General features: G+C 70.4%; 29 protein-coding genes. 13 read left to right on the top strand and 16 right to left on the bottom strand.

Going from position 1 to position 25,808, the window contains the following annotated elements; translation table 11 throughout:
• Nucleotides 1-22 precede the first annotated feature (22 nt).
• The 3 genes from MHN84_RS10080 to MHN84_RS10090 are packed head-to-tail and all read right to left on the bottom strand — an operon-like array spanning nucleotide 23 to nucleotide 2,351.
• On the bottom strand, nucleotides 23-1,279 hold the full coding sequence (locus MHN84_RS10080; protein WP_241204486.1) for an oxygenase MpaB family protein: 1,257 nt from the start codon (nucleotides 1,277-1,279) through the stop codon (nucleotides 23-25).
• 53 nt (nucleotides 1,280-1,332) lie between these two features.
• The gene (locus MHN84_RS10085; protein ID WP_241204487.1) at nucleotides 1,333-1,623 is read right to left on the bottom strand and encodes a hypothetical protein; all 291 of its coding nucleotides are present in this window, start codon (nucleotides 1,621-1,623) and stop codon (nucleotides 1,333-1,335) included.
• A gap of 8 nt (nucleotides 1,624-1,631) precedes the next feature.
• Entirely contained in the window at nucleotides 1,632-2,351 is a 720-nt protein-coding gene (locus tag MHN84_RS10090; RefSeq protein ID WP_241204488.1) for a GAF and ANTAR domain-containing protein, read from the bottom strand.
• 88 nt (nucleotides 2,352-2,439) lie between these two features.
• On the opposite strand from MHN84_RS10090, the gene MHN84_RS10095 reads away from it, so the two are divergent.
• Nucleotides 2,440-4,188: an MOSC and FAD-binding oxidoreductase domain-containing protein gene (locus MHN84_RS10095; RefSeq protein ID WP_241204489.1), complete on the top strand. Its 1,749-nt coding sequence runs from the start codon at nucleotides 2,440-2,442 to the stop codon at nucleotides 4,186-4,188.
• Here the strand turns inward: MHN84_RS10095 and MHN84_RS10100 are convergent.
• Nucleotides 4,156-4,710 (bottom strand): DUF2231 domain-containing protein, encoded by a 555-nt coding sequence (locus MHN84_RS10100; protein WP_241204490.1) that lies wholly within the window; start codon nucleotides 4,708-4,710, stop codon nucleotides 4,156-4,158. The genes MHN84_RS10095 and MHN84_RS10100 overlap by 33 nt on opposite strands.
• An 87-nt stretch (nucleotides 4,711-4,797) precedes the next feature.
• Between MHN84_RS10100 and MHN84_RS10105 the strand changes: the two genes are divergently transcribed.
• On the top strand, nucleotides 4,798-5,751 hold the full coding sequence (locus MHN84_RS10105) for a TIGR03557 family F420-dependent LLM class oxidoreductase (RefSeq protein WP_241204491.1): 954 nt from the start codon (nucleotides 4,798-4,800) through the stop codon (nucleotides 5,749-5,751).
• A 95-nt stretch (nucleotides 5,752-5,846) separates the two neighbouring features.
• Here the strand turns inward: MHN84_RS10105 and malQ are convergent, their stop codons facing one another.
• Complete coding sequence (gene malQ / locus MHN84_RS10110) at nucleotides 5,847-7,829, bottom strand: 4-alpha-glucanotransferase (RefSeq protein ID WP_241204492.1); 1,983 nt, start codon at nucleotides 7,827-7,829, stop codon at nucleotides 5,847-5,849.
• 28 nt (nucleotides 7,830-7,857) lie between these two features.
• Nucleotides 7,858-8,568, bottom strand: coding sequence for a VIT family protein (locus MHN84_RS10115; RefSeq protein WP_241204493.1), 711 nt, complete (start codon nucleotides 8,566-8,568; stop codon nucleotides 7,858-7,860).
• Nucleotides 8,569-8,644: 76 nt separating this feature from the next.
• Here MHN84_RS10115 and MHN84_RS10120 point away from each other — a divergent pair, with 76 nt between their 5' ends.
• On the top strand, nucleotides 8,645-9,472 hold the full coding sequence (locus MHN84_RS10120) for an LLM class F420-dependent oxidoreductase (RefSeq protein WP_241204494.1): 828 nt from the start codon (nucleotides 8,645-8,647) through the stop codon (nucleotides 9,470-9,472).
• Between the two features lies 1 nt (nucleotide 9,473).
• On the opposite strand, the gene MHN84_RS10125 is transcribed toward MHN84_RS10120, so the two are convergent.
• A complete protein-coding gene (locus MHN84_RS10125) occupies nucleotides 9,474-9,944 on the bottom strand; it encodes a hypothetical protein (protein WP_241204495.1) in 471 nt (156 codons plus the stop codon).
• Nucleotides 9,945-10,078: 134 nt separating this feature from the next.
• Here MHN84_RS10125 and MHN84_RS10130 point away from each other — a divergent pair, with 134 nt between their 5' ends.
• On the top strand, nucleotides 10,079-11,542 hold the full coding sequence (locus MHN84_RS10130; RefSeq protein WP_241204496.1) for an amidase: 1,464 nt from the start codon (nucleotides 10,079-10,081) through the stop codon (nucleotides 11,540-11,542).
• Here MHN84_RS10130 and MHN84_RS10135 read toward each other — a convergent pair.
• A complete protein-coding gene (locus MHN84_RS10135) occupies nucleotides 11,539-12,369 on the bottom strand; it encodes a formate/nitrite transporter family protein (protein WP_241204497.1) in 831 nt (276 codons plus the stop codon). The two genes, MHN84_RS10130 and MHN84_RS10135, sit on opposite strands and share 4 nt — an antisense overlap.
• A gap of 43 nt (nucleotides 12,370-12,412) precedes the next feature.
• Entirely contained in the window at nucleotides 12,413-13,258 is an 846-nt protein-coding gene (locus MHN84_RS10140) for an acyl-CoA thioesterase II (RefSeq protein WP_241204498.1), read from the bottom strand.
• A gap of 83 nt (nucleotides 13,259-13,341) precedes the next feature.
• Between MHN84_RS10140 and MHN84_RS10145 the strand changes: the two genes are divergently transcribed.
• From MHN84_RS10145 to MHN84_RS10165, 5 genes are read left to right on the top strand one after another with little or no spacing between them, the layout of a single operon-like run.
• Nucleotides 13,342-14,187, top strand: a complete 846-nt coding sequence (locus tag MHN84_RS10145) for a 1-acyl-sn-glycerol-3-phosphate acyltransferase (protein ID WP_241204499.1) — start codon at nucleotides 13,342-13,344, stop codon at nucleotides 14,185-14,187.
• Between the two features lie 8 nt (nucleotides 14,188-14,195).
• Nucleotides 14,196-14,630, top strand: a complete 435-nt coding sequence (locus tag MHN84_RS10150; protein WP_241204500.1) for an SRPBCC family protein — start codon at nucleotides 14,196-14,198, stop codon at nucleotides 14,628-14,630.
• A gap of 28 nt (nucleotides 14,631-14,658) precedes the next feature.
• The gene (locus MHN84_RS10155) at nucleotides 14,659-15,558 is read left to right on the top strand and encodes a DMT family transporter (protein ID WP_241204569.1); all 900 of its coding nucleotides are present in this window, start codon (nucleotides 14,659-14,661) and stop codon (nucleotides 15,556-15,558) included.
• The gene (locus MHN84_RS10160; protein WP_241204501.1) at nucleotides 15,555-16,850 is read left to right on the top strand and encodes a hydroxyacid-oxoacid transhydrogenase; all 1,296 of its coding nucleotides are present in this window, start codon (nucleotides 15,555-15,557) and stop codon (nucleotides 16,848-16,850) included. Before MHN84_RS10155 ends, MHN84_RS10160 begins: the two co-directional genes overlap by 4 nt.
• Nucleotides 16,843-17,289 (top strand): thioesterase family protein, encoded by a 447-nt coding sequence (locus MHN84_RS10165; protein WP_241204502.1) that lies wholly within the window; start codon nucleotides 16,843-16,845, stop codon nucleotides 17,287-17,289. Before MHN84_RS10160 ends, MHN84_RS10165 begins: the two co-directional genes overlap by 8 nt.
• Here MHN84_RS10165 and MHN84_RS10170 read toward each other — a convergent pair.
• From MHN84_RS10170 to MHN84_RS10190, 5 genes are read right to left on the bottom strand one after another with little or no spacing between them, the layout of a single operon-like run.
• Complete coding sequence (locus tag MHN84_RS10170; protein ID WP_241204503.1) at nucleotides 17,267-17,932, bottom strand: esterase; 666 nt, start codon at nucleotides 17,930-17,932, stop codon at nucleotides 17,267-17,269. The genes MHN84_RS10165 and MHN84_RS10170 overlap by 23 nt on opposite strands.
• 32 nt (nucleotides 17,933-17,964) lie before the next feature.
• A complete protein-coding gene (locus MHN84_RS10175) occupies nucleotides 17,965-18,753 on the bottom strand; it encodes a DNA-formamidopyrimidine glycosylase family protein (RefSeq protein ID WP_241204504.1) in 789 nt (262 codons plus the stop codon).
• 6 nt (nucleotides 18,754-18,759) lie between these two features.
• A complete protein-coding gene (locus MHN84_RS10180; RefSeq protein ID WP_241204505.1) occupies nucleotides 18,760-19,110 on the bottom strand; it encodes an STAS domain-containing protein in 351 nt (116 codons plus the stop codon).
• On the bottom strand, nucleotides 19,107-20,162 hold the full coding sequence (locus MHN84_RS10185; protein WP_241204506.1) for a B12-binding domain-containing protein: 1,056 nt from the start codon (nucleotides 20,160-20,162) through the stop codon (nucleotides 19,107-19,109). The genes MHN84_RS10180 and MHN84_RS10185 overlap by 4 nt, the downstream gene beginning before the upstream one ends.
• Nucleotides 20,159-21,820 (bottom strand): PP2C family protein-serine/threonine phosphatase, encoded by a 1,662-nt coding sequence (locus MHN84_RS10190; protein WP_374238348.1) that lies wholly within the window; start codon nucleotides 21,818-21,820, stop codon nucleotides 20,159-20,161. Before MHN84_RS10190 ends, MHN84_RS10185 begins: the two co-directional genes overlap by 4 nt.
• A gap of 123 nt (nucleotides 21,821-21,943) precedes the next feature.
• On the opposite strand from MHN84_RS10190, the gene MHN84_RS10195 reads away from it, so the two are divergent.
• Nucleotides 21,944-23,146: a CynX/NimT family MFS transporter gene (locus tag MHN84_RS10195; RefSeq protein ID WP_374238353.1), complete on the top strand. Its 1,203-nt coding sequence runs from the start codon at nucleotides 21,944-21,946 to the stop codon at nucleotides 23,144-23,146.
• 31 nt (nucleotides 23,147-23,177) lie between these two features.
• Here the strand turns inward: MHN84_RS10195 and MHN84_RS10200 are convergent, their stop codons facing one another.
• Nucleotides 23,178-23,321: a hypothetical protein gene (locus MHN84_RS10200; RefSeq protein ID WP_162938453.1), complete on the bottom strand. Its 144-nt coding sequence runs from the start codon at nucleotides 23,319-23,321 to the stop codon at nucleotides 23,178-23,180.
• Nucleotides 23,322-23,526: 205 nt separating this feature from the next.
• On the opposite strand from MHN84_RS10200, the gene MHN84_RS10205 reads away from it, so the two are divergent.
• On the top strand, nucleotides 23,527-23,706 hold the full coding sequence (locus MHN84_RS10205; RefSeq protein ID WP_241204507.1) for a hypothetical protein: 180 nt from the start codon (nucleotides 23,527-23,529) through the stop codon (nucleotides 23,704-23,706).
• Between the two features lie 67 nt (nucleotides 23,707-23,773).
• On the opposite strand, the gene MHN84_RS10210 is transcribed toward MHN84_RS10205, so the two are convergent.
• Nucleotides 23,774-25,123, bottom strand: a complete 1,350-nt coding sequence (locus tag MHN84_RS10210) for an acyltransferase (protein WP_241204508.1) — start codon at nucleotides 25,121-25,123, stop codon at nucleotides 23,774-23,776.
• Nucleotides 25,124-25,233: 110 nt separating this feature from the next.
• Between MHN84_RS10210 and MHN84_RS10215 the strand changes: the two genes are divergently transcribed.
• Together MHN84_RS10215 and MHN84_RS10220 are read left to right on the top strand one after the other, a co-directional pair.
• Nucleotides 25,234-25,539: a hypothetical protein gene (locus tag MHN84_RS10215; protein WP_241204509.1), complete on the top strand. Its 306-nt coding sequence runs from the start codon at nucleotides 25,234-25,236 to the stop codon at nucleotides 25,537-25,539.
• A complete protein-coding gene (locus tag MHN84_RS10220) occupies nucleotides 25,532-25,795 on the top strand; it encodes a hypothetical protein (RefSeq protein ID WP_241204510.1) in 264 nt (87 codons plus the stop codon). The genes MHN84_RS10215 and MHN84_RS10220 overlap by 8 nt, the downstream gene beginning before the upstream one ends.
• Nucleotides 25,796-25,808 lie beyond the last annotated feature (13 nt).

Consider the following 25,808-nt stretch of genomic DNA (forward strand, 5'->3'; position numbering starts at 1 on the left):
GCGGCCCGGGTGTCCATGAGGGTCAGCGTCGTAGCGGGACCGCGGCCTCGAAGTGAGCCGCCTTGCCGGCGGATTGCCAGGAGAGCCACCGCTCCCAGCGGTGCAGATTCGTCTGCTGCCACCACCGGTCCAGGGGCGGGCTGACCCGGCGCCCGATCTCCAGCGCCGTGATCACCGGTGCGCGGGCCAGCAGGAGCGCGATGCCGGGCAGCGCCGACGGCAGCCGGTAGCGGCGGCGATTCCACGGCAGCATGTACAGGCCGAGATAACCCGCCTGCACCCGGTAGTGGTACTCGGCGCGCAGCCGGCGCAGACCGCGGTGCGAGGCCGTCGGGGCGAAGGCCGGCACGAACGATTCGACGAGTTCGCGTCCGCTGTCGCCGCTGTCGTGGCTGCGGGCGGAGTCGGCCATCAGCAGGATCCGCCACGCGTCGGCGACGGTCTCGGGAAAATAACCGTCGCACCGCACGCCGACGAGATGCCCGCAATACCGGTTGAAGTGCAGCACCGCACGCATCTCGGCGGGAGAGGTGAGGTGGCCGAGGGCGAACAGCCCCAACGCTGGTGCCACGCTGCCGCCGAGCAGCGTGAGCAACATCGCGGACTGGCTGATCGGCAGGCCCCAGCGCGCAGCGTCCCACTCCGGGTGTTCCCGCACCCGCTGCCGGACGCTGACGTGCATGATGCGCACGTGCAGCGAGATGCGCCGACCGAGTGAGCCGGGGGTCAACAGCGCACCCGGACGGCACACCTCGATCCACCAGCGCGACGTCTCGAGGTAGCGGTGCAGCGCGCGCTGGCCGGCGTACCCGCCCGAGAGGGACAGCGGCACCGCGAGCCAGGCCTCGGTGTAGGTGTCGGTGGTGCCGGCGTTGCCGAGGGCGCCCAGCGCATACGCCCATCGTCGCCAGACCGCGGCGCCCTGCTCGACCAGCTCGGGGTCCAGCCAGTCGGGCATCTCCTCGAACTCCGCGAACAGCGCCCGCATCGACTCAGGCGCCTCGGGGAGACTGTCGATGCCGCGGAGCTGGGCCTCCTCCACCAGATCTCGCGCGCGCCGGGCGCCCATGTGCCCGTGGTAGGTCTCGGCGACGAAGCGCTCGGCCACCGGGTCACCCTCGGTGAGACCCGCGATGAAGGCTCGGGCCACCGTGTCGGACGGAAACGGGTCCACTCCTGTCAGCCGCCGGAGGCCGTGACGCAGCCGGGCGCGGCGGACGCCCACCTCGGGGTAGCGGAACGCAGTCGGTGCCGCGGGCGGGCGTGCGGTGTCGGGCATCTGTCTGTCTTAGCGCAGGGTGGCTGCCACGGTCCGGCGTTCGGTGGCTCTGCTCACCCTTCCTGCGGATCGTCGTCCGCGAGCGTGCCCTCGGCCTCGGTGAATTCGACGCTGTACGGGGCACGTGGCGGCGAGATCTCATCGAGTCGTTCGTTGATCGCCTGCGCCACGATGTCGTGCTGCAACGGAGGCAGCGCCAACGCACCGTTGAGATAGGCGTCGAGTTCGAACCGGCTCGCGATCCCGCCGTACGCGAAGTAGCGCAACCACAGTTCGGCAGTCGTGAGGCCTGCGGATTCGAACGCCTGCCGGAATCGTTGTTGTACGTCGCCCTGACTGACCATCTGTCTGATCACCCTTCTGTCGCCGAGGCGACGACCCGCTCGGCGACCTGAATCAGGATGCGGCGGCTGCCATGGGACTCCAGGACGAGCTGTCGAAACGCCTCGTCGGGACCGATCTGGTTGCGCGCCATCATGATCCCTCGGGCCATCGCGATGACGTCGCGGTTGCGCAACGTGTCTTTGAGGGTGTCGCTCATCTGTTCCGCGGCCTGCACCGTCAGGACATTGCCGACGAAGATCGCCGCCTGACGTGCGAAGCGACGCAACAGGTCTGCGTCTTTGTCGGAGTATGCGTCTGCCGCTGTGGAGTACACCTTCAGGGCCCCCAGGGAACGCTCACCCACGAGCAGGGCAGCACTCATGAAGGACCGCATTCCCTCTGCACGTGCCGCGCCCGTCCACGACGGCCATCGTTGTTCGTCTGCATCCGGCTCCGACCGGATGAAGCGGCCTTCGCGCCACGCAGTCAGGCACGGCCCCTCGTCGAGCTGATACTGCAGATCATCGAGCAGCTCTGCGAGCGGGTCGGTGGCGGCGGATGTGATACGCCTGCCGTCCGAATCCAGCAGAGACAGACCGGCTCCGGTGCTGTGACCGATGGTGTCGGCGGCGACCGACGTCATGGTGGCCAGCGCTGTGGTGACGGTGTCCTCGGTCAGCAAGATGCCGGCCAGGCTGGCGAAGATGCCGGCCAACTCCGTGTCGGGCTGCGGCTGGGGAGCGGTCATCACGGGCTTTTACCCCACACCGCGTCCGTCATGCGCCCGTCGGCCGGTTTCCCCTGCGCTGTGACAGCGGGAGAGGGAGGATGGCCGGGTGGCCACCCTGATGTCTGTGAACGTGGGGCTGCCCCGCGACGTGTCGTGGAACGATCGCACCGTTTTCACGGGGGCCTGGAAAGATCCCGTCTCCGGACCGCGGCGGGTACGTCGGCTCAACATCGACGGCGACGGGCAGGGCGACCTCGGCGGCCACGGCGGGGAGAATCGCGCCGTGCTGGTGTACCAGATGGATTCCTACCGGCACTGGGCCCGCGAGTTCGGGCGCGACGACCTCGTGCCCGGACTGCTGGGGGAGAACCTCACGGTGGAGGGGCTCCCTGATGACGAAGTCTGTATCGGTGACCGCTACCGCGTGGGCGACGCGGTCCTCGAGGTGACCCAGCCGAGGGTCACCTGCTACCGCGCCGGGATGCGGATCGGGGAGCCGCGGATGGCCGCGCTGCTGGTCGCCCATCGGCGGCCGGGGTTCTACTGCCGGGTGATCATGGAGGGCGACGTCGAAGCCGGTCAGGAGATCGTCAAGATCGCCGATGGTCCCGAGCAGATGACCGTCGCCGAGATCGACGCGCTGCTCTACCTTCCCGGCCACCCGCGCGACGGACTCACCCGGGCGCTGCGCATCCCCGCCCTCAGCCCGGGCTGGCAGGGCTCCCTGCGGGCGCTTGCCGAACACGACGCCGCAGCCTCCGGCAACCCCGGCCTGGCCGCCGCCGGTCCGCCGCCCGCCTGGACCGGCTTTCGCTCGCTTGTCGTACGCGACGTCGTCGAGGAGAGCCGGTCGGTACGGTCGGTGGTCCTCGCCGATCCGGCTGACGCGCCGTTACCGAAATGGCTTGCCGGCCAATCGGTCACGCTCCGGTTGCCGCGCAGCGGCGAAGCGCCCGCCCTGATCCGTACCTATTCGCTGTGCAACGCGCCGGGCAGTCCCTCCTACCGCATCGGTGTCAAGCGCGAACCGCACGGCGCCGCAAGCGAATACCTGCACACACGGCTGCGACCCGGGGACTCGCTCGACGTCGCCGCGCCGCGCGGCACGTTCTGGTTGGCCGACGACGAGTCACCGGTCGTCCTCGTCTCCGCCGGGGTCGGGGTCACGCCGGTGTTGTCGATGCTGGCCGCTCTGGTGGCCACCGCGTCCACCCGGCCGGTGTGGTGGCTGCACGGCGCGCGCAACGGCGCCGACCACGCCTTCGCGGCCGAAGTCCATGAGGCACTGAAAGCACTGCCGCACAGCACGTCTCACGTTGTCTACAGCCGGCCCGCGTCGACAGACCGCGTGGGGGTCGACTTCAGCGCGTCGGGTCGGCTGTCGGCGGCGACGCTCGAGGTGTTGAACATCCCCCGCGAGGCCAGCGCCTATGTGTGCGGACCGCAGCCGTTCATGACCGCGATGGAAGCGGCGCTGCTCGAGCACGGCCTGAACCCGTCACGGGTGCACACCGAGATCTTCGGTGCGGGCCCGGCCCTCACGCCCGGTATCGCCGCCACCACCGTCGCTCCGCATCAACCCGACGGCGACCCGGGACCGGGGCCCGAGGTGCAGTTCGTCCGCAGCGGGCTCGCCGTGCAGTGGGGGCCCGATCGGATGAGCCTGCTCGAACTCGCCGAGGCGTGCGACGTGCCGACCCGGTGGTCGTGCCGTACCGGCGTGTGTCACAACTGCGAGACGGCCGTGCTGTCCGGGTCGGTGCGCTACGACCCCGAGCCGCTGGAACCGCCCGCCGACGGGAACGTGCTCATCTGTTGCGCGTCACCCGTCGAGCCGCTGGCGCTGGATCTGTAGCGGCGACTGCCACCGGAACATCCCCGCGCCCTGGGCGTAGGACAGATGGCCGCCGAGCGCGCCGCCGATTCCCATCGCCAGCAGCCCGAGGATGGAGTAGCGGCGCGCGACAGCCGGCTTTTCGCGTCGGTACGCGCGGTAGGCCAGCGAGAACAGCCCGACGGCCACCGCATTCGACCCCGCATGCACCAGACCCACCCGCTGCTGCCGGCGGTTCAACAACGGGAAATCGGCCCAGCCGGCGAGCACCGTCGGTGGAACAGCGGCGAGACCGACGCCGAGAAGCCTGCGCGCGGCCTCCGGATCGTCGAACACGACGTCGAACAGGATCGAGGCCGACCACGGCCCGATCGGGATCGTGACCAGCAGCGGATGAACCGGGTGCCCCAGCCACGAGCCGCGCAGCAATCGCGCGAGCCCGGTACGGGTGACGATCCGGTCCGCGACGTCCGCTGCGACCCCGGCCGTGCCATCGAGCGAATCGAAACGGTCGACACCGGCGAGGATCTCATGCGCATTCATGCCGGGGCACTACCCCGTGGCCGCCCGTCCAATCACGTTCCACGATGTCGATGCATAGTGACACCGGCACGGGGTAACCGCGCCCGCATGGCGAAGATCGGCTACTTCCTGTCCTGTGAGCAGTACACCCCTGCGAGTCTGATCGAGCAGGCCAAACGCGCCGAGGACGCCGGGTTCGAGGCGCTGTGGATCTCCGATCACTTCCATCCGTGGAACGACGAGCAGGGCCAGAGCCCCTTCGTGTGGGGCGTGATCGGAGCGCTGTCTCAGGTCACGTCGCTGCCGGTGAGCACGGCGGTGACGTGTCCGACGATGCGGATTCACCCGGCGATCATCGCGCAGGCGGCCGCGACGGCGGCTGTGCAGCTCGACGGCAGGTTCGTGCTCGGGGTGGGCAGCGGAGAACTGCTCAACGAGCACATCTTCGGCGATCCGTGGCCATCGGTGGGCGTCCGGCTGGAGATGCTCGAAGAGGCGATCGACGTGATCCGCTTGTTGCACCGCGGCGACGAGGTCAGCCACCACGGCGAACACTACGAGGTGCAGGAGGCGCGCATCTACACCCGCCCCGAGCAGCCGGTGCCCATCTATGTGTCCGGATTCGGCCCGCAGGCAGCCGAATTCGCCGGACGGCTCGGGGACGGGTTCTGCACGACGATGCCCGACGCCGAGCTGATCACGACGTTCCGCGATTCCGGTGGTGGCGACAAGCCGGTGCAGGCGGGCACGAAGGTGAGCTGGGATCGCGATGCCGACACCGGGCTCGATGCCGCGCATCGGCTGTGGGCCAACGAGGCACTGCCCGGCCAGCTGGCGCAGACGCTGCCGCGGCCGCGTGACTTCATGGCAGCGTCGACTCTGGTCCCGCGTGACATGGTGGCCGAGTCGGTGGCGTGCGGCCCGGATGCCGATGCCCACGCTGCCCAGGTGCGCCAGTACGTCGACGCCGGGGTCGACGAGGTCTACGTGCAGCAGATCGGTCCGGACCTCGACGGATTCTTCACCAGCTGGCAGCAGGACGTGCTGCCGCAGTTCAGCTGACGCGGCTCGGCTCGGCTGGCATCGAACCCCGCCCAAACCGACGTTCGGGCGGGAAATGGCCGTGATTTCGCACCCGAACGTCGGTTTGGGCGCAGTCAGGACCGCCGCATCGCCTCGGTGATCGCGGCGACCCGCGGATCGGCCCGCAGCTCCTCCAGGGTTTCCGGCAGCGGAAGCCGCCAATTCGGATACTCGTCCACGGTGCCGGGCAGATTCGGCTGATGTACCTCGCCGATGACGTCGTAGGGCGAGATCAACCTGAGTCTGCTCGGGGTGCGGGCCAGGAGCCGGTGCATCGCGAGAACGATGGCGTCGTCGTCGGTCTCGTCGGCTCCGAGGAACCCTTCGGAACGCAACAGCGCCAGCCACTCCGCCCGTTCAGCGTCGGCATTCGCCTGCTCGGCCGGTACGTCGTCGAGCAGGCCGAGGTCGGCGCGAGCCCGAACGTGCTCACCCGCCAGGAACCCCGCGGCGGTCGGCAGGTCGTGGGTCGAGATGCTCGCGGCCGCCCGCTCCGGCCATCGTGCCGGGGGCAGTAGCGGCTCTTCCGGCTCGTCCAGGTCGCGGGTGAACCACGCGACCGCGCAGCCGAGCATCTCGTTGTCCGCCAGGGCCTGCGTCACCTCGGGCTCGACGGTGCCCAGGTCCTCGCCGACGACGGTGGCGTTGGCACGGTGGGCCTCCAGCGCCAGCACCGCCAGCATCGCCTCGGCGTCGTAGTGCACGTAGGTGCCGCGGTCGGGACCGTCGCCCGGCGGTATCCACCACAGCCGCCACAACCCGGCGACGTGGTCGATGCGCAGCCCGTCGGCGTGGGAGAGCGCGGCGCGCAACATGTCGCGCAACGGTGCGTATCCACTCTCAGCCAGCCGGTCGGGCCGCCATGGTGGCAGCCCCCAGTCCTGGCCGCGCGGCGTGAAGTTGTCCGGCGGCGCGCCGATGCTGACCCCGGTCGCCAGTACATCGGCCAGTGCCCACGCGTCGGCGCCGTCCGCGTCGACGCCGACCGCGAGGTCGTGAAGCACCCCCAACGCCATTCCCGAGGACTTCGCCGCATCCCGCGTCGCACTGAGCTGCGCAGCGCACTGCTCCTGAACCCACGAATGAAAGGCCAACCGCGGAGCCAACTCTCGCCGGGCCGCGGTGACGGCCTCGCTGGACACCTCGCGCAGCGGTGCGGGCCACCGGCTCCACCGGCCGCCGTGCCGTTCGGCGAGCGCACAGTAGGTGGCCCAGTCGCGCAGGCCGTCGGACGCATCGCCGGCCAGCGGATCGGGTCGTCCGGCCGAGTGCCACAGCAGCTCCAGCGCCGAACGCTTCGCCGCCCACACCAGATCGTGGTCGATGCGCGGCATGGTCGCCGAGACGCGGAGCGCGTCGACGTCGGCACGGGTGGTGGGGTCGGCGTGCGCATAGGCGGGCAGGTCCTCGATACGCAACGCCAAGGGGTTGGCGAACCGGCGGCTCGACGGCGTGTACGGCGAGGGCTGCACCGGGTGGGTCGGGCCGGGTGCGTGCAGCGGATTGAGAAGCACCGCCCCGCAACCGTGTTCGGCTGCCGTCCAGCGGATGAATTCGGTCAGATCGCCGAGGTCGCCGATACCCCAGGAGCGTTCGGAACGCAGCGCGTAGAGCTGCAGCATCCAGCCCCACGTGTCCGGGGCCGTGGGCACCGTGGGTGGCGCCGCGACGAGTGTGACCTCCTGGCCGTCGCGGGTGTGCAGCCGATACCACCCGGGCGCCAGATCGGCTGGGATCTCGTCGTGCACGTCGATGTGGACGCCGTCTTCGGCGACCAGCAGTGTCGCCCCGGGAACCGGCCGCGCCCGACCGGTCAACCGCACGGCGAGGGTCGGTGGCAGCACCCCGGCGCGCTCACGCTCCTCGAGGCGGGCCAACTCGGCGCGGCGCTGCGCCTCGGTACCGGCCTCCACGTCGAGAAGTCCGAGCACGCGGATCACGACCTCGGCATCGACGTTCACCGGTTCTCGACGCTCGTTGCGGTAGGAGGTCGCGACGCCGTGCGCGTCGGCCAACCGGCGCAGGTCATCAGGCACGGGCGGGAGATCGGGGCTCACCGCGGCTCTATACCCCGCGCGCAGATCTCTACACTGCCGCGCCGACGAGGTGCCCGATCCCATAGGTGATCAGCAGTGCGAGACCGCCACCGATCACGTTACGGGCCATCGCGCGTTGCTTGGGCGCGCCGCCGAGGGCGGCCGACACCGCGCCGGTGAGCAGAAGAGCGGCGAGGACGGCCACCACGGTGACCGGCACGCGCCACGTGGTGGGAGGTGCCAGGATCGCGATGATGGGGAGCAGCGCACCGATGGTGAAGGACAGGGCCGAGGACAGCGCAGCCTGCCACGGATTGGTGAATTCCCCAGGCGTGATCCCCAATTCGGCCTCGGCGTGTGCGGTGAAGGCGTCATGGGAGGTGAGTTCCTCGGCGACGGTGCGTGCGGTGGCGGGGTGGAGCCCCTTCGCCTCGTACAGGGCGGCGAGTTCGTCCAGTTCGGCCGCGGGATCGTCGCGCAACTCGCGGCGCTCCTTGTTCAGGAGGGCCTTCTCGGTGTCGCGCTGCGTGCTCACCGAGACGTATTCGCCCAGCGCCATCGACACCGCGCCGGCGGCCAGCCCGGCGATGCCGGCGGTCAGGATCGGGCCGCGCTCCGCCGTCGCCGCGGCGACGCCGACCACCAGGCCTGCGGTCGACACGATCCCGTCGTTGGCTCCCAAGACGCCTGCACGCAACCAATTCAGCTTGGCGGCAACGGAACCGAGATGTGGTTCGTCAGGGTGGGGGTCGGTGCTCACCGGGCCACCGTAGCGAGAACGCCAGTCCGCCACCAGCAAACCTAGCCTGCCCAAACGAGGGGCTACGCTCGCGGACATGAGGTTCGGCATCGCCACGTTCGTCAACGACGACACCATCGACACCGTCTCGTTGGCGCGCGCCGTGGAGGAACGCGGCTTCACGTCGCTGGGCATCGCCGAGCACACCCACATCCCGGCGAGCCGGGACACACCGTATCCCGGCGGCGGCGATCTGCCGTCGGTGTACTACCGCACGCTGGACCCGTTCGTCACCCTGGCCGCCGCGGCGGCGGTGACCTCGTCCATCGAGTTGATCACCGGGATCGCGCTGCTGATCCAGCGTGACCCCATCATCACCGCCAAGGAGGCGGCCAGCGTCGACCTGATCTCCGGCGGGCGGTTCGTCTTCGGCGTCGGCGCGGGGTGGAACCTCGAGGAGATGCGTCAGCACGGCACCGACCCCGCGACCAGGGGCGCGCTGCTCGACGAACGCATCGAGGCGATCATCGCGCTGTGGACCACCGAACCCGCGGAGTACCACGGCCGTCACGTGCACATCGAACCGTCTTACCTACGGCCCAAACCCGTACGCACGCCGCACCCCCCGGTGTTCATCGGCGGGAACTCGGCGGCCACGGTGACCCGGATCGTCCGGCACCGGGCGGGCTGGTTGGCCAACCCGATTCCGCTGCCCGAGCTGGGTGAGCGCGTGGCGCAGATCCGCGACCGTGCCGACCACGACGTGCCGCTGAGGTTGTTCTCGGCGCCGAACGACCCCGACTACTGGCAGGGGGCAGCGGAGCTCGGCTTCGAAGAAGCGGGGCTGCTACTGCCGACCAAGCCGCTCGACGACTCGCTGCGCATCCTCGACCAGTTGGCCGACAGGGTGGCGCAGTTCGGGTAGCTCAGTGAGCGGCGGCGATGCGCCGGGGTGCTTCCGCCGGCAGCGTCGGGGTGGCCGCGGGCGTGGCCACGCGGCGGCGGCGCCGTGCATCGCGCACGATCCGCCGGGTCAGTTGGCGCTCGTCGCGATCACTGATGGATCGCATGCGCTGGGCCAGGATGTCGAGCTGCTGCCAACTCAGCCCGTCGAGGTCGCCATCTGCGTCGTGGGTCGCCACGACGACGGCGCCACGCAGGAGCGGCACGTTCTTGGCGGTGAAATTGGTTGTCGCCAGCAGTAATTCGGTTGCATGGCGGTTGACGCGGCGCTGGCACCGCCCCGCTGAGGAACTGAACCAGAAGTCGATGTGACGGTCGGCGCTGCTCAGCGACTGCAGGCCTCGGTCGTGGATGAGACGGTCGATGTCGGCCCGGGTGTAGGCCCGTGTCTCATAAACCAGGCCCTTGGTGCTGAAGTACAGGATTGTGTTCATTCCGATGATCCATTCGTCACTTTCTCGGTGGTGGGTGACACGTGCAACGCGTCGTTACTGGAGTTACCCGTGTGACAATTGGGACAAACCTTGATAACGATCGAAACATTCCCCGCCCGCGATACGGTCGCGTGATGGACTTCGCCGAGTACCGGACGTACGACGCCGTGGGGCTGGCCGAGCTGGTGGCCTCGAAGGAGGTGTCTCCGGAGGAGCTGCTGTCGGTCGCCAGGGAGCGCGCCGCTGCCGTCGATCCGCGGATCAACGCGATCGTGCGCGACGTGCCCGCTCCCGCGCCGGCCGACGGCCCGCTGAGTGGGGTGCCGTTCCTGATCAAGGATCTGGGCCAGGACTTCGCGGGAATGCCCACGGGGTCGGGCTCGCGCGCGCTGGCGTCGCGACCGGCCACCGAGCACTCCACGGTCGTGCGCCGCTGGCTCGATGCCGGCCTGGTGATCTTCGGACAGACCAACACACCCGAGTTCGGAGCGAAGGGGATCACCGAACCCGTCGCGAACGGTGCGACGCGCAATCCGTGGAACCTCGCGCACAGCCCCGGCGGCTCCTCGGGCGGGTCGGCGGCGGCCGTCGCCGCCGGCATCGTCCCGTGCGCGGGCGCCAGCGACGGCGGCGGGTCGATCCGCATCCCCGCGGGCTGCTGTGGACTGTTCGGACTGAAACCCGGCCGGGGTCTCGTGCCGTCCGGCCCTGCGGCCGGCGAACCGATGCACGGCGCCGCGGTCAACGGTGTCGTGTCCCGGTCCGTGCGCGACACCGCGACCATGCTCGACGTGCTGCGCGGTGGCGAGCCCGGCGCGCCCTACCAGCCCGCGATACCCGCCGAGCCGTTCGCGGCAGGCCTGGACGCCGAACCCGCGCCGCTGCGGATCGGCGTGCGCGTCCCGTCGTCGATCACCCCGTCGCCGCACCCGGAGGCCTACGCCGCCGTCGAGAACGCCGTCCGCTTGCTGACCGAGTTGGGCCACCACGTCGAGGAGCTGCCCGAGGCACCCTTCGACGACGCGGCGCTGGCCCGCGACTTCCTGCTGACCTGGTTCGTCTCGCTGGCCTACGAGGTCGACGAGGCGAAGAAGCTGACCGGCGCCACTGACGGGTCCTTCGAGCGCGACACGCTGATCATGGCGGCGCTGGGCCGGGCCACCGGCGCCGTGGATTACGTCGACGCCGTGGCCCGCCGCCACGTTCACACCCGCCGGCTCACCGACTTCTTCTCGACCCACGACCTACTGCTGACACCGACCCTGGCCAGTCCGCCACCCGTGATCGGCGCGTTCGACCTGCCCGCGGCGCTGGCCCGCGGCGCCGACGTGCTGCTGAAGACCCGGACCGCGAAGATGCTGCGGTTCACCACGATCGTCGACGACATGGTCGACGACAACCTCGGCTGGGTGCCTTACACCCAGCTGGCGAACCTCACCGGCCGCCCGGCGATGTCGGTGCCGCTGCACTGGACCGCGGATGGACTGCCGCTCGGGGTCCAGTTCGTGGCGCCGCTTGCCGGGGAGTCGCTGCTGCTGCGCCTCGCCGCACAGCTGGAGCGTGCCGCGCCCTGGTTCGACCGCGTGCCTGCCCTCTAGCGTTCCTCGCCCCCTGGCGACTCGGCCTCGCGGCGTTCCTGCTTGAGCCGGTCCTTGCTGCGAATCAGGCGCAGCAGAGTGACGAGCCCCAGCCCGCCGACGATGTTCCCGAGCAGGGTGTAGCCGAACCAGGACAGCCAATCCAGATAGCCGAACGAGGTGCCGCCGGCGATCAGCGCGCCGAAGATCAGCAGCGAATCCAGGATCGAGTGGAACAGCTGCAGGCCGGCCAGCAGGAACGCACCGGCGACCGCCGCGGCGATCTTGGCCGGCATCGAGTCGGTGCCGTGCTGCATGCGGGTCATCAACGTGATCACCATGCCGCCCAGCAGGGAGAGCGCGACGGCCTCGGCGTTCAGCGGGGCGTCCACGAAGTGCTGCGCCGACTCGATGGTCTGCTCGTTTAGTTTGGGGAACGCCGTCATGACCAGCCACATGATCAGCCAGCCGCCGACCAGATTCGCCGCGAGCGTGCCACCCCACAGCTTGAACAGCTGGCCGACGCTCGCACGTTTGGCCGCCACGGTGGTGACCGGCACCAGGAAGCCCTCGGTGAACAGCTCGCTGCGGCCCAGCAGCAGCGCCAGGAAGCCGACTGAGAAGGCCAGCCCGGCCAGCAGCGGATTGCCGGTGGCCAGCAGCACCGACAGGTAGGCGAGCACACCCATCGCCACCTCGGTGCCGCCGAAGAACCCGGTGACGAGTACCTCGCGGACACTTCTGTGCATACGCTGGGTGCCCTCGTCGACCATCCGATTGAAAGCCTGCTCGAGGGCGTCCTCGATCGGGCTGTCGGAGTCGCCGAGTTTGCGCTGGTCGGTGTCCATCGCGCGCGAGTACCCGCTCAGAGCCCGCCGATATCCTGCGGTCTCACTCTCGTGGCGGTGCGAAGAACAGCTCCTGACTCACCGTGCACACCAGTCGGCCGTCGCGGTTGAACATCGAGCCGGTGCCCAGCGCCAGGGCTGCGGTGCTGCTGGGTGAGCACTGGTCGTAGAGGAGCCAGTCGGACAGATCGGCCGGGGCGTGGAACCACACCGAGTGGTCGCGCTGCAGTGAGGTTCCGATCCGGCCCCGGGCTCGGTACACCGGCTCGGTGAGCGTCACCGCCGACAGGTACGCGACCAGCGCCGCCGTGCGCACCGGATCCTGGTCGGGCAACGGGCCGTCCGGCCGCCACCACATGAGACTGCGCGCCGGCGGCGTCGCATCGGGGGCCCCGGTGTCGACGATCCGCCGTTCGAACCAGCGCAGGCTGGCCCACTGCCCGGCCGTCGCCGCCGAGGACTCCGCCACGTGTGGCGGCACCACCGGTAGCGACTCCGGGGCCGGCACCGTCGGACACGTCGGCTGATAGCCGCCCGCCTGCGAGTCCAGCGCGGAGAACGACGACATGGCCTCGAGCAGGATCTGATCGTCCTGGCGGGCGGTCACCCGGCGCGCGGAGAAGGTGCGGCCTTCCTGCAGATCGACGACGTCGAACCGGACCGGCCGGCGCGCGTCGCCGGGCCGCAGGAAATACGTGTGCACGCTGTGCGGGGCACGGCCGGGTGCGGTCAGGCTCGCGGCCAGCAGCGCCTGTGCGGAGATGTGCCCGCCGAGGATGTGGTTGGCGGGTGCCGGCAGCTGCTCGCCGCTGAAGGAGCGGGGCTCGATGCGGGTCAGCTCCAGCGAGGCGAGCACGTCGGCGAGCGAGGAGGTCGGGGATGAGCCCATGCCGGCGATCTTGCCCGACGTTCGCCAGGCCGCCGGACGGGCGGCAGGTTTACCCGCGGTCCATGGTGGTCAATCTCACTGCCATGCCCGGGTTCGGTGATGCGCTGGAATGGCTCAAACACGAGATCTCGGCGCGTGTACCGAAAGCCGATCTGGACCAGCGCGACGCCGACTACATCCTCGAGCAACTGCCCGGGTTGTGGTTGCTGGCATCGCTGTACTTCCGTGCCGACGTGCGTGGCCTGGACCGCATCCCCGCCAACGGTCCCGTGCTGATGGTCGGCAACCACAGCGGCGGCAACCTGCCGCCGGACACCTTCGTGTTCACGCTGGCGTTCTGCTCGTATTTCGGCGTCGAGCGACCGTTCTACCAACTCGCGCACAACCTCGTCGTCTCCATGCCGGGGCTGGGCGCGCTGCGCAAGTTCGGCACCGTCGCCGCCAACCACGACAACGCCACGCTCGCGCTGAAATCCGGTGCCGCACTGCTGGTCTACCCCGGCGGCGACTACGAGGTGTTCCGGCCGTCCTGGGAGCGTCACGACGTCGACTTCGGCGGTCGGAAGGGATATGTGAAGCTCGCCCGGGAAGCGGGTGTGCCGATCGTGCCCATCGCCAGCGTCGGCGGCCAGGAGGCAGCGCTGTTCCTCGACCGCGGGCAGTGGCTGGCGAAGCTGCTGATGGTCGACAGGATCGCCCGGCTCAAGAGCGTGCCGATCCTGTTGGCCCCGCCGTGGGGGCTGACGGTCAGCGACTTCGTGCCGCGACTGCCACTGCCCACCAAGGTCGTCATCGAAGTCCAGGAACCCATCGCGGCCGCCGAGATCGCCGACGCCGACGACGACGCCATCAACGACCGGGTGCTGGCGAGCCTGCGGGGCGCAGTCGATCGGCTGGGCGCCGAGCGCCGCTTCCCGGTGATCGGATAGGGGGAGCGATGCGACTGTCCCGCAGCATCGTCGTCGACGTCGAACCGCACCTGGTGTGGAAACACATCAGCGATCCCGGGTGCTATCCCGAGTTCATGGCCAACCTCGAGCGATGGGAAACCGTCACCGACACCCCTGCCGGCGTGGGTGCGCGGTACACCGTGCACTGGAAGGTGGGCTCCGTCCCCATCGGCGGTGTCATCGAGGTGTCCGAATTCGACGAGCCGCGCGACCTGGCATGGATCGGCATCACCGGCATCACGCTGCGGGGCCGGTTCCGGATGCGCGACGCCGGTGACGGCCGCACGAAGGTGACGTTCCGGTTGGCCTACGAGGCCCCCGGGGGGCTGCTGGGCCTGATCGCCGACCGCGTCGCCGCCAGCCAGGTGAGCCGCACGATGGACGAGACCCTGCGCCGCCTCAAGGATCTCGTCGAAGCCTGAGTCTGCTGTACTCGCAGCCGTGTCGTCGATGCCGGTGCGTCCGATCCCGGCCTGGTCGGTGCCGCTGTTCTTCGTCGTCGGCGCGGTCTCCCAGTATGTCGGCGCGGCGATCGGTGTGTGGCTGTTCGCGACCACCGAGCCCGCAACCGTGGCGTGGCTGCGCGCGGTCGGCGCCGCGCTGGTCCTGCTCGCGTGGCGACGGCCATGGAGAAGGCCGTGGAGATCGCGCTGGACGAGACGCAGTGTGGGTACGGCCGCCGCGTTCGGCGCCGTCACCGTCGCGATGAACGTCGCGTTCTACGAGGCGATCGCGCGCATCCCGCTGGGCACCGCGGTCGCCATCGAGTTCACCGGCCCGATCGCGGTGTCCCTCCTCGGTTCCCGTCGCCCCCTCGATTACCTGGCCGCGGCACTGGTCGGGACGGGGGTGTATCTGCTGGCCGGGGTGCAGTCCGGCGTCGACGTGGCGGGCGTGGCCTTCGCGGTGCTCGCCGCCGTGCTGTGGGCGGGGTACATCGTGCTCGGCAAGCGGGTCGCCGACGCGGGGACGGGGCTGGACTCGTTGGCGGTGGGCATGGCTGTCGCCGCGGCGGTGAGCGCACCGGTGTTGCTCGGGGCGCAGGCCACCGTCGATGTGTCCGTGCTCGCGGAGCCGCGGACCTGGCTGTGGGGCGCGGGCATCGGGCTGCTCTCCAGTGCCATCCCCTACGCGTTGGATCAGCCGGTGCTGGCCACGATCGGCAGAGCCCGGTTCGCACTGCTCCTGGCATTGCTGCCCGCCACGGCGGCAGTCGTCGGCGCCGTCGCTCTCGCGCAGCGGCCGACCGCCGCCGAGGCCGCAGGCATCGCCGCGGTGATGGCCGCTCTGGCGGTCAGTGCCCGGGCCGCCCGCGGCAGCACCGGCGACGGCGGCACAATCGAGCCATGAGCTGTCAGCACGCCAACGGATTCGACACCGCGTTCACCGTCGATGCCTCCCGCATCACGTTCGGTCGCGGATGCATTCGCGAGGTGGGGGACCGGGCGGCCGCGCTGGGCATGCGGCGGGTCGCACTGTTCACCGATCCGTCGGTGGCCGCGCTCGAGCTGTTCGACACCGCCCGGCGCGCGCTCTCCGACGCCGGGCTCGACGTGGTGACCTACGCCGAGGCCTCCGTCGAACCCACCGACGAATCATTCCGCGCTGCAGCTGCTTTCGCCACGGACACCCGTCCCGACGGGTATGTCTCGGTCGGCGGCGGATCGGTCATCGACACCGCCAAGGCCGCCAACCTCTATGCCACCCACCCCGCCGACTTCGCGGCGTACGTCAATGCACCCGTCGGAGAAGGCCGCCCGGTGCCGGGGCCGCTGGCACCCCACATCGCGTGCCCGACGACGTCGGGCACCGGCAGCGAGGTCACCGGCATCGCGATCTTCGATTTCCTCGAGATGCACGCCAAGACCGGTATCGCCGGCCCGGCGCTGCGGCCCAGTGAAGCGCTCGTCGACCCCGACAGCACCGACACGCTGCCCAGCGAGGTGGTCGCCTGCAGCGGACTCGACGTGCTCTCCCACGCGCTGGAGTCCTACACCGCGCGGCCCTTCACCCGGCGGGCGGCGCCGTCGCGGGCGAGTGTCCGGCCCATGAGCCAGGGCGCCAACCCGTGGAGTGACCTCGGCAGCCGCGAAGCCCTGGCGCTGCTCGGCCGCTATCTGGTGCGCGCGGTGACCGACGCGTCGGACCGGGAGGCCCGCGAGCAGACGATGTGGGCGGCGACGCTGGCCGGTATCGCGTTCGGCAACGCCGGCGTGCACATTCCCCACGCGATGGCCTACGCGGTGGCCGGTCAGGTTCGCGAGTTCCGTCCCTCCGGCTATCCCGGTGATAAACCGCTTGTGCCGCATGGGATGTCAGTGATACTCAATGCGCCGGCCGCGTTCCGGATCACCGCGCCGTCCGACCCGGCCCGTCATCTCGCCGCCGCCGGGCACCTCGGCGCCGACGTCGGGGGTGCCGCCGCGGCCGATGCGGGGGAGGTGCTCGCGGAGCATCTCGTCGGCATCATGGCCGCGGTCGGGATGCCCGCCGGGCTCGCCGATGTCGGGTACGGCGACGGCGATGTCGAGTCGTTGGCGGCGGGGGCGTTTCCGCAGCAGCGGCTCCTGGGCAACGCCCCGATCGACGTCGATGAAGCGTTGTTGGCCACCATCTTCCGCGGTGCTCTGAGCTATGCCTGAGCCCATGCCCGAGGCCGGCATCGACGGTTACGGCTACGTCCTGCCCATCACCACCCGGTGGATGGACAACGACGTGTACGGCCACGTCAACAACGTGACCTATTACAGCTACTTCGACACAATCGCCAACCACTTCCTGATCACCGAGGGCGGCCTCGACATCCACACCTCGCCGGTCATCGCGCTGGTCGTCGAGTCGTCGTGCACCTACCGTGCCCCGGCCGCCTATCCCGACCAGTTGCGCGCCGGTCTGCGCGTCGACGTGTTGTCCCGGCGCTCGGTCACCTGGGGCGTGGCGATCTTCGGCGCGGACGACGCCGAGCCGCTGGCCCACGGCCGCTTCGTGCACGTCTTCGTCGACCGCGAGCAGCGCAGGGCGGTACCGATCCCCGACCCCATCCGCGCCGCGCTGGAAACTATTGCCGCACAGCCGCAATGAGATCAGCGACCTGGCGTGCGTCGTGCAGCGCGGCCGGGTCGTCAGAGGGTGCGTAGCGGTCGGCTGCTTCGTCGTAGCGCGCGCCGGCAATGCTGCCGTGGTCGGCGTCGAGTTCCACCACCCGCACCGGCCACCCGGCCGACGTGAGCTCCTGCGCGAACGCCCGGCTGGCCTGTAGGGGCACCACGTCATCGGCGCGGCCGTGCAGCAGCGTGAACGGTGTGCCCGTTCCGGTGCGCGGCAGCGCATCGGCGGGCGGCGCCCCGCTGATCGGGTCGGCCACCATGAACGCCCCGGCCAGACACACCGTGTGCGCCAGCGGCACGTCCAGGTCGTCGGCGTGCAACGTCAGGCCCGCGGCGGCGGTACCACCCAGCGACCAGCCGACGAGCGTGACGGCATCGGCCGTCCGGCTGCGCACCCAGTCGACCGACGCGAGCAGATCCGACCGTCCGTGATCAGCCGCGTGCGAATCCCAGTCGGGCGCCACCACACCGAAACCCCGCTCGGCCAGCGCTGTGGCCAGCCGTCCGACGGTGGCGCGGGCGTCGGTCTGGGTGCCGTGCCACAGCAGCAGGGGCGTATCGCCCGGCTCGCCGTAGACGTCAGCCTGGCGGCCGGGTGCGTACTCGATGGTCTCCATCCCCTCCGGGTGCCCACCTCGGCGCAAACGACTCATCGCTGACAGGTCGGGCACCACCAGGTGCGGCGGCGCTCGGGGTCGTTCGCCACTTCGGCGACCACCCGGATCGTCGTCCCGCAGCGCAGGCAGGGCCGACCCGCCCGGCCGGCCACCCAGTGCTGCTCCCCTTTGCGTCGCACCCCGGTCGTAACCTGCATCGCGCCCGGCACGGTCGCGGAGTGGCGCAGCGCTCGCGCCCCGAGCTCGAGCAACGCGGTGGTGTCGACCCGACCGACCGGGGTCCACGGATCATGACCACGCAGGAAGCACAGCTCGTTGGCCCACAGATTGCCGAACCCGGCGACGCACCGCTGATCCAACAGTGCGGCGACGAGCGGTCGCTGCCGATCTGCGCCGAGGCGACGCACCGCCTCGCCGAGATCCCAGTCCTCACGCAGCGGGTCGGGTCCGAGATGACCGATACACCGCGCCTCGTCGGCAGTGCGAACCAGCTCGACCACGGGGAGCTTCACGCCGTAGGCGGCCGGCCCGTCGGTACGGAGCAGCACCCGGACGTCGGGCATCACCGACCGCGGCAGCCACCGCCCGGCGTTCGACACCGTCCACGACCCCGACATCCGCAGGTGCGTGTGCAGGGTGACGGCACCCGACAACCGGGTCAGCAGATGCTTGCCGTGGGTCACATGGGCGATCACGGTACGGCCGGCGAGGTCGTCGGTGGCGTGCGCCGGCACGCGCAGCTCTCCGCGGACCAGTGTCCGGTCTCTCAGGGCGGCGTCGAGCCGGCGGGCCAGCGCGTAGACGGTGTCACCCTCGGGCACGCGGTCTCAGACGCTGCGGGATTCGCTCGCCGCCTCGCGGGTGGGCCGGGTGGTGAGGTGGTCGAGCACACCGGTGATGTCCAACAGCCGCTGCAGTTGGGCTGGGCGGTGGTCGAGGTGCAGCTGCACCCCGGCGGCGGAGGTCTTGCGGTGCACGAGCAGCAGCCCGGACAGTCCGGCGGAATCGCAGAACGTCAGACCGGCGAAGTCGAGGCGCAGGTCGGTGACCACGGATGAACCGGCCAGCACATCGCACACGGCCGACACGAGCGTGGCCGTGCTCCCGTAGTCGAGGTCGCCGGTCACGGTCAACCTGGCGGAGGTGCCGTCGATGTCGGTGCTCAGCGTGAGGTTCATGCAGATGCTGCCTGGTCGATCGGGGCCCTGCCGAGGGCACGGTGTGCCGCGGCGAGGAGGCGCTGGGTACGGGGGAACTCGGACAGGTGGGCGGCCAGTGCGTCGAGTGCGGGATGCAGCGACGCCGCGGGCACCCCACGGGCGGTCAGGATCTCGGCGGTCCAGGTGACGAAATCGGTGAACAGGGCATCGTCGTCGAGGTACAGCGCGGTCGCCAGGAAGTCGACGATGTGCGCGATGTCCTCGGTGGTGTGCTGCCGCTGCTGCTCGTTGTAGTCGCGCATTGCGGGAAACCGGGTCTCCAGCTCGGTCACCGTCGTCGCGACCAGGTTGCCGGCCGTGGTGCTGACCATCGTGTACTCCTGGTCGGCCAGGTGCGGCAGATCGTCGATGGGTTGATGTGGCGCGCACGGCGTGCGGCGCGGGACGCCGTCGGCCAGCAGCACGGCCGCGGTCCTGGCATCGGGTGCCCATGCGTCGGCCCCCAACTGCGATGCGAAGCGACCGTCCGTGCCGAAGCCGGCGCCACCGGCGAGGACCGGAACCCCCGCGGCCTGGCATGCCGTGATCGCGGCATGCGCGGTGGGCAGGCGGGTCGGGATCATGCAGGACAGCGCCACCGCGTCGGGACCGTGCTGGTGCAGATGCGCGATCAGATGGGGGGTGGGCACCTGGGCGCCGAGGAAGTCGACCTGCCAGCCGCGCAGGCGCAGCACCTCGGCGAGCAGCCGGGCAGGCAGCGCGTGCCACTCGCCGTCCACGCACGCGACGGTCACCCGGCCCATCGTCGTCTCCGTCGACCGGCATGCGGCGTGGTGGGCCAGGGCCGCGATCACCCGGTCGTTGATCGCGGTGGCGACGTGCTCCTGCACCACGGTGATCCGGTTGGCCGCCCACTCCGTGCCCACTCGCCGCTGCACGGGCGCGATCACCTCGAGCAGGAGCTCCTCGCAGGGCACACCCGCGTCGGCGGCCTCGAGAATCGTTGTGGCGGCGGCGTATTCGTCACCGTCGAGGAGTGCGGCCCAGAGCCTGTCGATGGTGGTGCTCATGCGGACGCCGTGTACCTGCCCGCGGTGTGCCCGTCGACCGCACTGAGGTGGGTGCGGCGGGGCGAGGTGATCGCCACCACGGCGATGTCGTCGTGGGGGCGGCCCTTCACCCACTGGGAGGTGAGCATCATGATGCGCTCGACGACGGCCTCGGCGGGCATGCCGGCGCACTCGCGCAGGGCGGCGGTCAGCCGCGGCTCCCCGAACATCTCCGTACCGGTCGGCCCGCCGTGTGCCTCTGTCACCCCGTCGGTGAAGAGCAGACAGGTCTCACCCGGCGCCAGAGTGGTCAGAAAGGTGGACGACTTGATCTCTGGCAGCGCGCCGACCAGCGTGCCGCGCGTATCGGCCTCCTCCACCCGCCCGTCGGCGCGCACGATCAGCGGCGCCAGGTGTCCCGCGCTGGTCAGGCGCAGGGCCACCTGCCCGTCGCGGCGGCTCACCGACGCCAGCACCAACGTCGCGAACTTCGTGTGCTCGGCGGACAGCAGCGCGCTGTTGAGCAACCGCAGCACGCCGGCGTGGTCGTCGGCCAGCGGCGCGAGAGCCTGCAGGGTGTTGCGGATCTTGCCGGTGACCAGTGCGGCCTCCAGACCCTTGTCGCAGACGTCGCCGAGCACGACCAGCGTCTCGTCCTCCGGGTTCGCCGCGGGGTGGACGTCGTAGAAGTCACCGCTGATGAGGTGGTCGTCCTCCGAGGCGCGGTAGCCGCCTGCCAACTCGATGCCGTGGAAGCGGTGCAGTTGCGGGGGCAGCAGGTCACGCATCAGGGTGCGGGTGATCGCAGCCTGCTCGCCGTACAGGCGGGCGGCGGACAGGGCTGTACCGGCGCGGGCGGCGAAGAGGCGAGCGAACACCTCCTCGCCGTCACTGAACGCCATCTGCGAGGTCTGCCGCAGCAGCACCAGCGCGCCTGCCGGCACGCCGTGGCCGGGCAGCGGGGTGATCACGATCGAGCCGACGGGACCGGAGAAGCCCGCCGGAATGAGCCAGTCGGGCACCGTGGCCGGATCGATCCACCGCGACGGCACCGGCGGGAAGCCGCGCAGAGCCTCCGCGAGGCCGGGAACGAGCTCGGGCCCGCCGTCGACGGTGCGCCGGACGACGGCGCCGTCGGGGCCTGCGCACACCAGCGAGATCTGTCGACGTGTCGCGGGCGCCACGACCACCGCGGCGTCGGCGAGGTGGCGCGCCGCCATCCGCACCGTCGCTTCCATGCAGCGTTCGACGTTCAGCGACGCCATCAGCTCGGTGGAGGCCTCGTCGAGAAATGCGGCCCGGTCGCGTTCGCGGCCGACCGCGTCCTGGGCCTGCCGCAGGGCCCGGTCGTTGTCGGTGAACAACCACCAGGCGACGGCGCCGTCGGGCAGCTTCGTCGGACGCGCCTCCACGTCACAGCCGGCGACGTCGCCGGTGGCGGTGAGAGGCAGCTCGAGGTGTGCGGCAGCCAGCCAGCCGGGGACGCAGTCGGGAAGCGCTGCGCCGGGCATCGCGGCGGGCAGGAGTGCCAGCGCCGCGGGACTGCAGGCACGCACCGTGCCCTCGGCGTTCACCACGATCACAGGATGGGGAACGTGGTCCCAGGTGGTGGACCAGGTGAGCTCGGCAGCAACGGCATCCAGCTCGGGGGTAGCGTTCTCACGCACGTCAACCCCCATTCGATGTCGTTGGTCACTCTACGCCGGTTCGGCGGTTCAGCGATTTGCCTTGGCTGCAGCGGTCGGACCACTCTGGACGAAGTGAGCCTCGAAGAAGTGAGCACGGCCCCCGGCACGACAGCTGTGTCTTCGACGGTAACGCATCATCGGCCGCGATCGGGACTTGTGACGATTCTGTCCGCTCTCGCGATCATGCTCGTCGCGGCGAATCTGCGGCCGGCCGTGGTGGCGGTGGCGCCGCTGGTCGGGGACATCAAGGCGGCAACCGGATGGGGAAGCGGGGTCACGGGCCTCCTCACGACCCTGCCCGTGCTGGTGTTCGGCCTCGTCTCGCCGCTCGCACCCCGGTGCGCGGCGCGCTTCGGTATCGAACGCACCGTCTTCGCGGCGATGGCGGTCCTGGTCGCCGCCAGCGCGGTTCGGCTGGTGCCCACCCCGGGGGCGTTGTTCGCCGGTTCGGCGTTGGCGGGTGTGGGCATCGGCGTCTGCAACGTCGTGCTGCCGTCGTTGATCAAGCGTGACTTCGTGCACCACTCCGGGCTGATGACCGGCCTGTACTCGATGACGCTGTCGGGTGGCGCCGCGGCGGCCGCGGCACTGACCATTCCCATCGACGGAGCGCTGGGTGGCAACTGGCGGCTCGCGCTCGCCAGTTGGGGTGTGTTCGCGGCGGTTGCCCTGGTCATCTGGACACCGCAACTGCGCCGCGTGCACCGGATCCGCGCCGGGCGTCCGGCCACGTCGCTGTGGCGCAACCCGATCGCATGGGCTGTCACCGCATTCATGGCGGCGCAGTCGTTGATCTTCTACACCTTCACCGCCTGGCTGCCGGAGTTCCTGGTGGACCGAGGCATGACCGCCAGCAGCGCCGGCGCCGTGCTGGCCCTCGGTCAGGTGGCCGGGCTGGTGATGTCCCTGCTGGCGCCGATCGTGGCGGGCAGGTTTACCGATCAGCGGGCGGTCACCCTGGGCGCGCTGGGGCTGACCGCCGTGGGCTTCGTCGGCCTGTTGACGACGACGTCGGCGCCGACGCTGTGGACGATGCTGGTGATGGCCGGACCAGGTGCTTCGATCAGCCTCGCGCTGCTGTTCATGGTGCTGCGCAGCACCTCGACCGACCAGACCAGCCAGGTGTCGGGCATGGCACAGAGCGTCGGCTACGGCGTGGCGGCGGTCGGCCCGGTCGCCATCGGTGCCTTGCACGACGTGACCGGGTCATGGACGGTGGCGATGACCGTGCTTGCGCTGGCGCTGGTTCCGCAGGCCGTCTCGGCACTGTGGGCGGCCAGGGACGTCACCATGGACGACCACCAAAAAAGCCGGTGACCCCGAGGTCACCGGCTTTGCTCTGCGGGCGTCAGCTCTGAGCGGATTCGTACCGTTCGGCGACGGCCACCAGTTCGTCGCGGATGGACGAATCCGGCAGTGAACGGATCCGCGCGTACAGGCGACGCCGATCCCTGGCGAGCTTGAGGTTGGCGCGGAACTGCGCGACAGACATGGTGCGTGTACTCCTTTTTCGGTTCCCCGGGGTGCCGGGGTGCTGGGGGTGTGGCCTGTGGGCGAGGATCGCCCGCCCAGCAGGCACAACTCGACATGCTCCCGTGTTAATTCCACGTAAATCAACTCGCTGACGTGTGAGTTCGCGAACAGTGAGCGCCGTCACCGCAGGCGTGGCTCGGGCGAAAGCGGGTACCGCGTTGGCCATGACATCCAGCACTGGTGACCCCGAGGACCTCGACGCCGTTCTGACGCCCACCGAGGAGGCTCATCCCGATCGCCGCGAACACGCCAAGACGCCCAAACATCTCGACGACGACGAATTGGCCCGGCGCACCCAGCACGAGCGCGACGTGGTGGCCGAAGATCAGGAGCAGCAGCGATGACCACGCCCGACGACCCGAGCGACGCCGGACCCGATTCCGAGCACGACGTGCCGCCGGCCAACCCCGCCTACGCGACACCGCCGCCGGAGGGGCTGCCCGACGCCGACCGGGACTGAATCCGGTCGCGGGGGCGCACGGCCACCAGCAGTGCGCCCCCGACGAACAGCGCCGCGGCCGTCACCGGGAGGCGACCACCGGGCGCGAAGCCCTGTGCAGACAGCAACGCCAGGGCCACCGCGCACGCCGCAGTCCCCGCGTACAGCGTCGCCTCCGCGAGCGCGCCCGGCACCGGGACCGTGACCGTCGGCAGCGCGGCCGCGACGAACCGGCGTTGCCAGTGCAACAACGCGAGCAGAGCAGCGGCCACCACTGCGAGCACCACTTCCCATTCCAGACGAGCCAGCCACCACGCGCCCGAACCGAGCGGCGGTTGCGGCAGCAGCCCGCTGGGGTAGCCGACGAGGGTCACGATGATCACGGGCAGCATGTGCCACAGGTACAGCGCCATCACGTTCTGGTTGGCGACGGCGATCACGCGCGGCCATACCCCGCGTGCCAGCACCCGGTTCAGAACCGGCACGAGAGCGAACAGCACGCCGATCTGGACCAGGGCCAAGGCCAGCAGGGCGGCCGACGGCGGCGCGCTGTTCTCCACGCGATCACCCGGCACGCCGATCATCGCGGTCGGATAGGGGCCCCAGGTCACCAGCGCGGGCAGGGCCAGTGCGGCGATCGCCGCGGTGCCGAGCAGCACGCGCCTGCTCAGTCGGCCATCGTGGAAAGCGATGCCGAGCTGGTAGATCGCTGCCCAGCAGAAGAAATAGTTCGCCATCCGGACCTCGGCGTGGTCGGTCGCGATGCCCACGATGTCGACCAGCACCAGGCAGATCCCGAGGACCAGCGGCACCCGCAACCCCCAACGCCGGTGCGCGGCGACCGCCACCGGGGTCAGCGCGACCACCATCAGGTACACGGCGAGAAACCACAGGTGCATCGCGACGGCCCACCCGCCCAGCTCCAGCACGGAGCCGCTGATGCCCAGCGCCAGCAGGATCGCCATCACCACCACGATGAATCCCGCGTAGACGCCGGTGGGCCCCAACGTGCGGGCCACCCGGCGACGGATCCACTGTTGCCTGGCCGCGGTGCCCGCCTGCCCGGGCAGTCTCTCCCACGATGCCGCACTGGCGTATCCGGCGACGGCGAAGAACACGGGAACCACCTGGAAGAACCACGTGATCCACTGGGTGAACGGCATCAGCACGAGCGGGTTGTCCCGACCGAAGGAGCCGTCGCGGTACGTCATCACCGACAGCAGCCAGTGCCCGATCACGACGAGCAGCACCGCCGCGGACCGATACAGGTCGAGTGCGCCGTCGCGCGACGGGGCGGCGTCCGCGGTGGTGGACTCGGTCATCGACCCTCCCGGTGCGCATGTCTGCCATCCGCACGGTAGCCGAAGGGCACTACGTCACCGATGCGCGCGAAACGTGGACGAAGGCTGACAGCAGCGTCAGAATCTCACGTATGAACTGCCTGCTGAGTCATCGCCGCGTCGGCGTGTTGGCCGGACTGGGTGCGACGTTGCTGAGCGGCGTGGTCTGTGCGCCTGCTGCGTCGGCCGACGTGTGCGGCAGCGTCGGCGGCCGTTTCGTCTCGGTGAGCGGTTGCGGCAACGTCGCCGACGCGGTCGCACCGTGGGTACCGCCACCCGGGGCCTACGCGCCGCTGCCCGAGGACTACGCGGCGCCCCCGCCCCCGCCGCCCCCGCCGCCGAACGTCAACGTCTGCGCCAGCGTCGGCCGTCGGGTCACCGTGAGCGGCTGTGTCTAGGCGGCGATCGGCCGCGCTGTTGTGCGGGCCGACGGCCATGGTCGCGGGTGCGCTGGCGGTCGCAGCGCCGGCCGCTGCGGAGTGTGTGAGCTCCAACGGCACCACGGTCTGCTCGCAGGGCAGCGTGCGCGGCACCGACAACGGGCAGGGTCCTGGGACGCTCGACACCGGACCCGCGTGGCCGTACCCCTGCGAATACGACTGGTACTGCAACGACGGCGGGCTCTCGATCATCTTCACGCCCGGCCGCAACTGACAACGACAGGAGC

It is taken from the genome of Mycobacterium sp. PSTR-4-N, from assembly GCF_022348085.1.
Lineage (GTDB): Bacteria > Actinomycetota > Actinomycetes > Mycobacteriales > Mycobacteriaceae > Mycobacterium.

Bases quoted from the DNA above. Each gene is read 5' to 3' on its own strand.
- MHN84_RS10080 (WP_241204486.1), bottom strand. From the start codon at position 1,279: ATGCCCGACACCGCACGCCCGCCCGCGGCACCGACTGCGTTCCGCTAC.
- MHN84_RS10085 (WP_241204487.1), bottom strand. From the start codon at position 1,623: ATGGTCAGTCAGGGCGACGTACAACAACGATTCCGGCAGGCGTTCGAA.
- MHN84_RS10090 (WP_241204488.1), bottom strand. From the start codon at position 2,351: ATGACCGCTCCCCAGCCGCAGCCCGACACGGAGTTGGCCGGCATCTTC.
- MHN84_RS10100 (WP_241204490.1), bottom strand. From the start codon at position 4,710: ATGAATGCGCATGAGATCCTCGCCGGTGTCGACCGTTTCGATTCGCTC.
- MHN84_RS10105 (WP_241204491.1), top strand. From the start codon at position 4,798: ATGGCGAAGATCGGCTACTTCCTGTCCTGTGAGCAGTACACCCCTGCG.
- MHN84_RS10120 (WP_241204494.1), top strand. From the start codon at position 8,645: ATGAGGTTCGGCATCGCCACGTTCGTCAACGACGACACCATCGACACC.
- MHN84_RS10125 (WP_241204495.1), bottom strand. From the start codon at position 9,944: ATGAACACAATCCTGTACTTCAGCACCAAGGGCCTGGTTTATGAGACA.
- MHN84_RS10130 (WP_241204496.1), top strand. From the start codon at position 10,079: ATGGACTTCGCCGAGTACCGGACGTACGACGCCGTGGGGCTGGCCGAG.
- MHN84_RS10135 (WP_241204497.1), bottom strand. From the start codon at position 12,369: ATGGACACCGACCAGCGCAAACTCGGCGACTCCGACAGCCCGATCGAG.
- MHN84_RS10140 (WP_241204498.1), bottom strand. From the start codon at position 13,258: ATGGGCTCATCCCCGACCTCCTCGCTCGCCGACGTGCTCGCCTCGCTG.
- MHN84_RS10145 (WP_241204499.1), top strand. From the start codon at position 13,342: ATGCCCGGGTTCGGTGATGCGCTGGAATGGCTCAAACACGAGATCTCG.
- MHN84_RS10150 (WP_241204500.1), top strand. From the start codon at position 14,196: ATGCGACTGTCCCGCAGCATCGTCGTCGACGTCGAACCGCACCTGGTG.
- MHN84_RS10155 (WP_241204569.1), top strand. From the start codon at position 14,659: ATGCCGGTGCGTCCGATCCCGGCCTGGTCGGTGCCGCTGTTCTTCGTC.
- MHN84_RS10160 (WP_241204501.1), top strand. From the start codon at position 15,555: ATGAGCTGTCAGCACGCCAACGGATTCGACACCGCGTTCACCGTCGAT.
- MHN84_RS10165 (WP_241204502.1), top strand. From the start codon at position 16,843: ATGCCTGAGCCCATGCCCGAGGCCGGCATCGACGGTTACGGCTACGTC.
- MHN84_RS10170 (WP_241204503.1), bottom strand. From the start codon at position 17,932: ATGGAGACCATCGAGTACGCACCCGGCCGCCAGGCTGACGTCTACGGC.
- MHN84_RS10180 (WP_241204505.1), bottom strand. From the start codon at position 19,110: ATGAACCTCACGCTGAGCACCGACATCGACGGCACCTCCGCCAGGTTG.
- MHN84_RS10185 (WP_241204506.1), bottom strand. From the start codon at position 20,162: ATGAGCACCACCATCGACAGGCTCTGGGCCGCACTCCTCGACGGTGAC.
- MHN84_RS10190 (WP_374238348.1), bottom strand. From the start codon at position 21,820: ATGGGGGTTGACGTGCGTGAGAACGCTACCCCCGAGCTGGATGCCGTT.
- MHN84_RS10200 (WP_162938453.1), bottom strand. From the start codon at position 23,321: ATGTCTGTCGCGCAGTTCCGCGCCAACCTCAAGCTCGCCAGGGATCGG.
- MHN84_RS10205 (WP_241204507.1), top strand. From the start codon at position 23,527: ATGACATCCAGCACTGGTGACCCCGAGGACCTCGACGCCGTTCTGACG.
- MHN84_RS10210 (WP_241204508.1), bottom strand. From the start codon at position 25,123: ATGACCGAGTCCACCACCGCGGACGCCGCCCCGTCGCGCGACGGCGCA.
- MHN84_RS10215 (WP_241204509.1), top strand. From the start codon at position 25,234: ATGAACTGCCTGCTGAGTCATCGCCGCGTCGGCGTGTTGGCCGGACTG.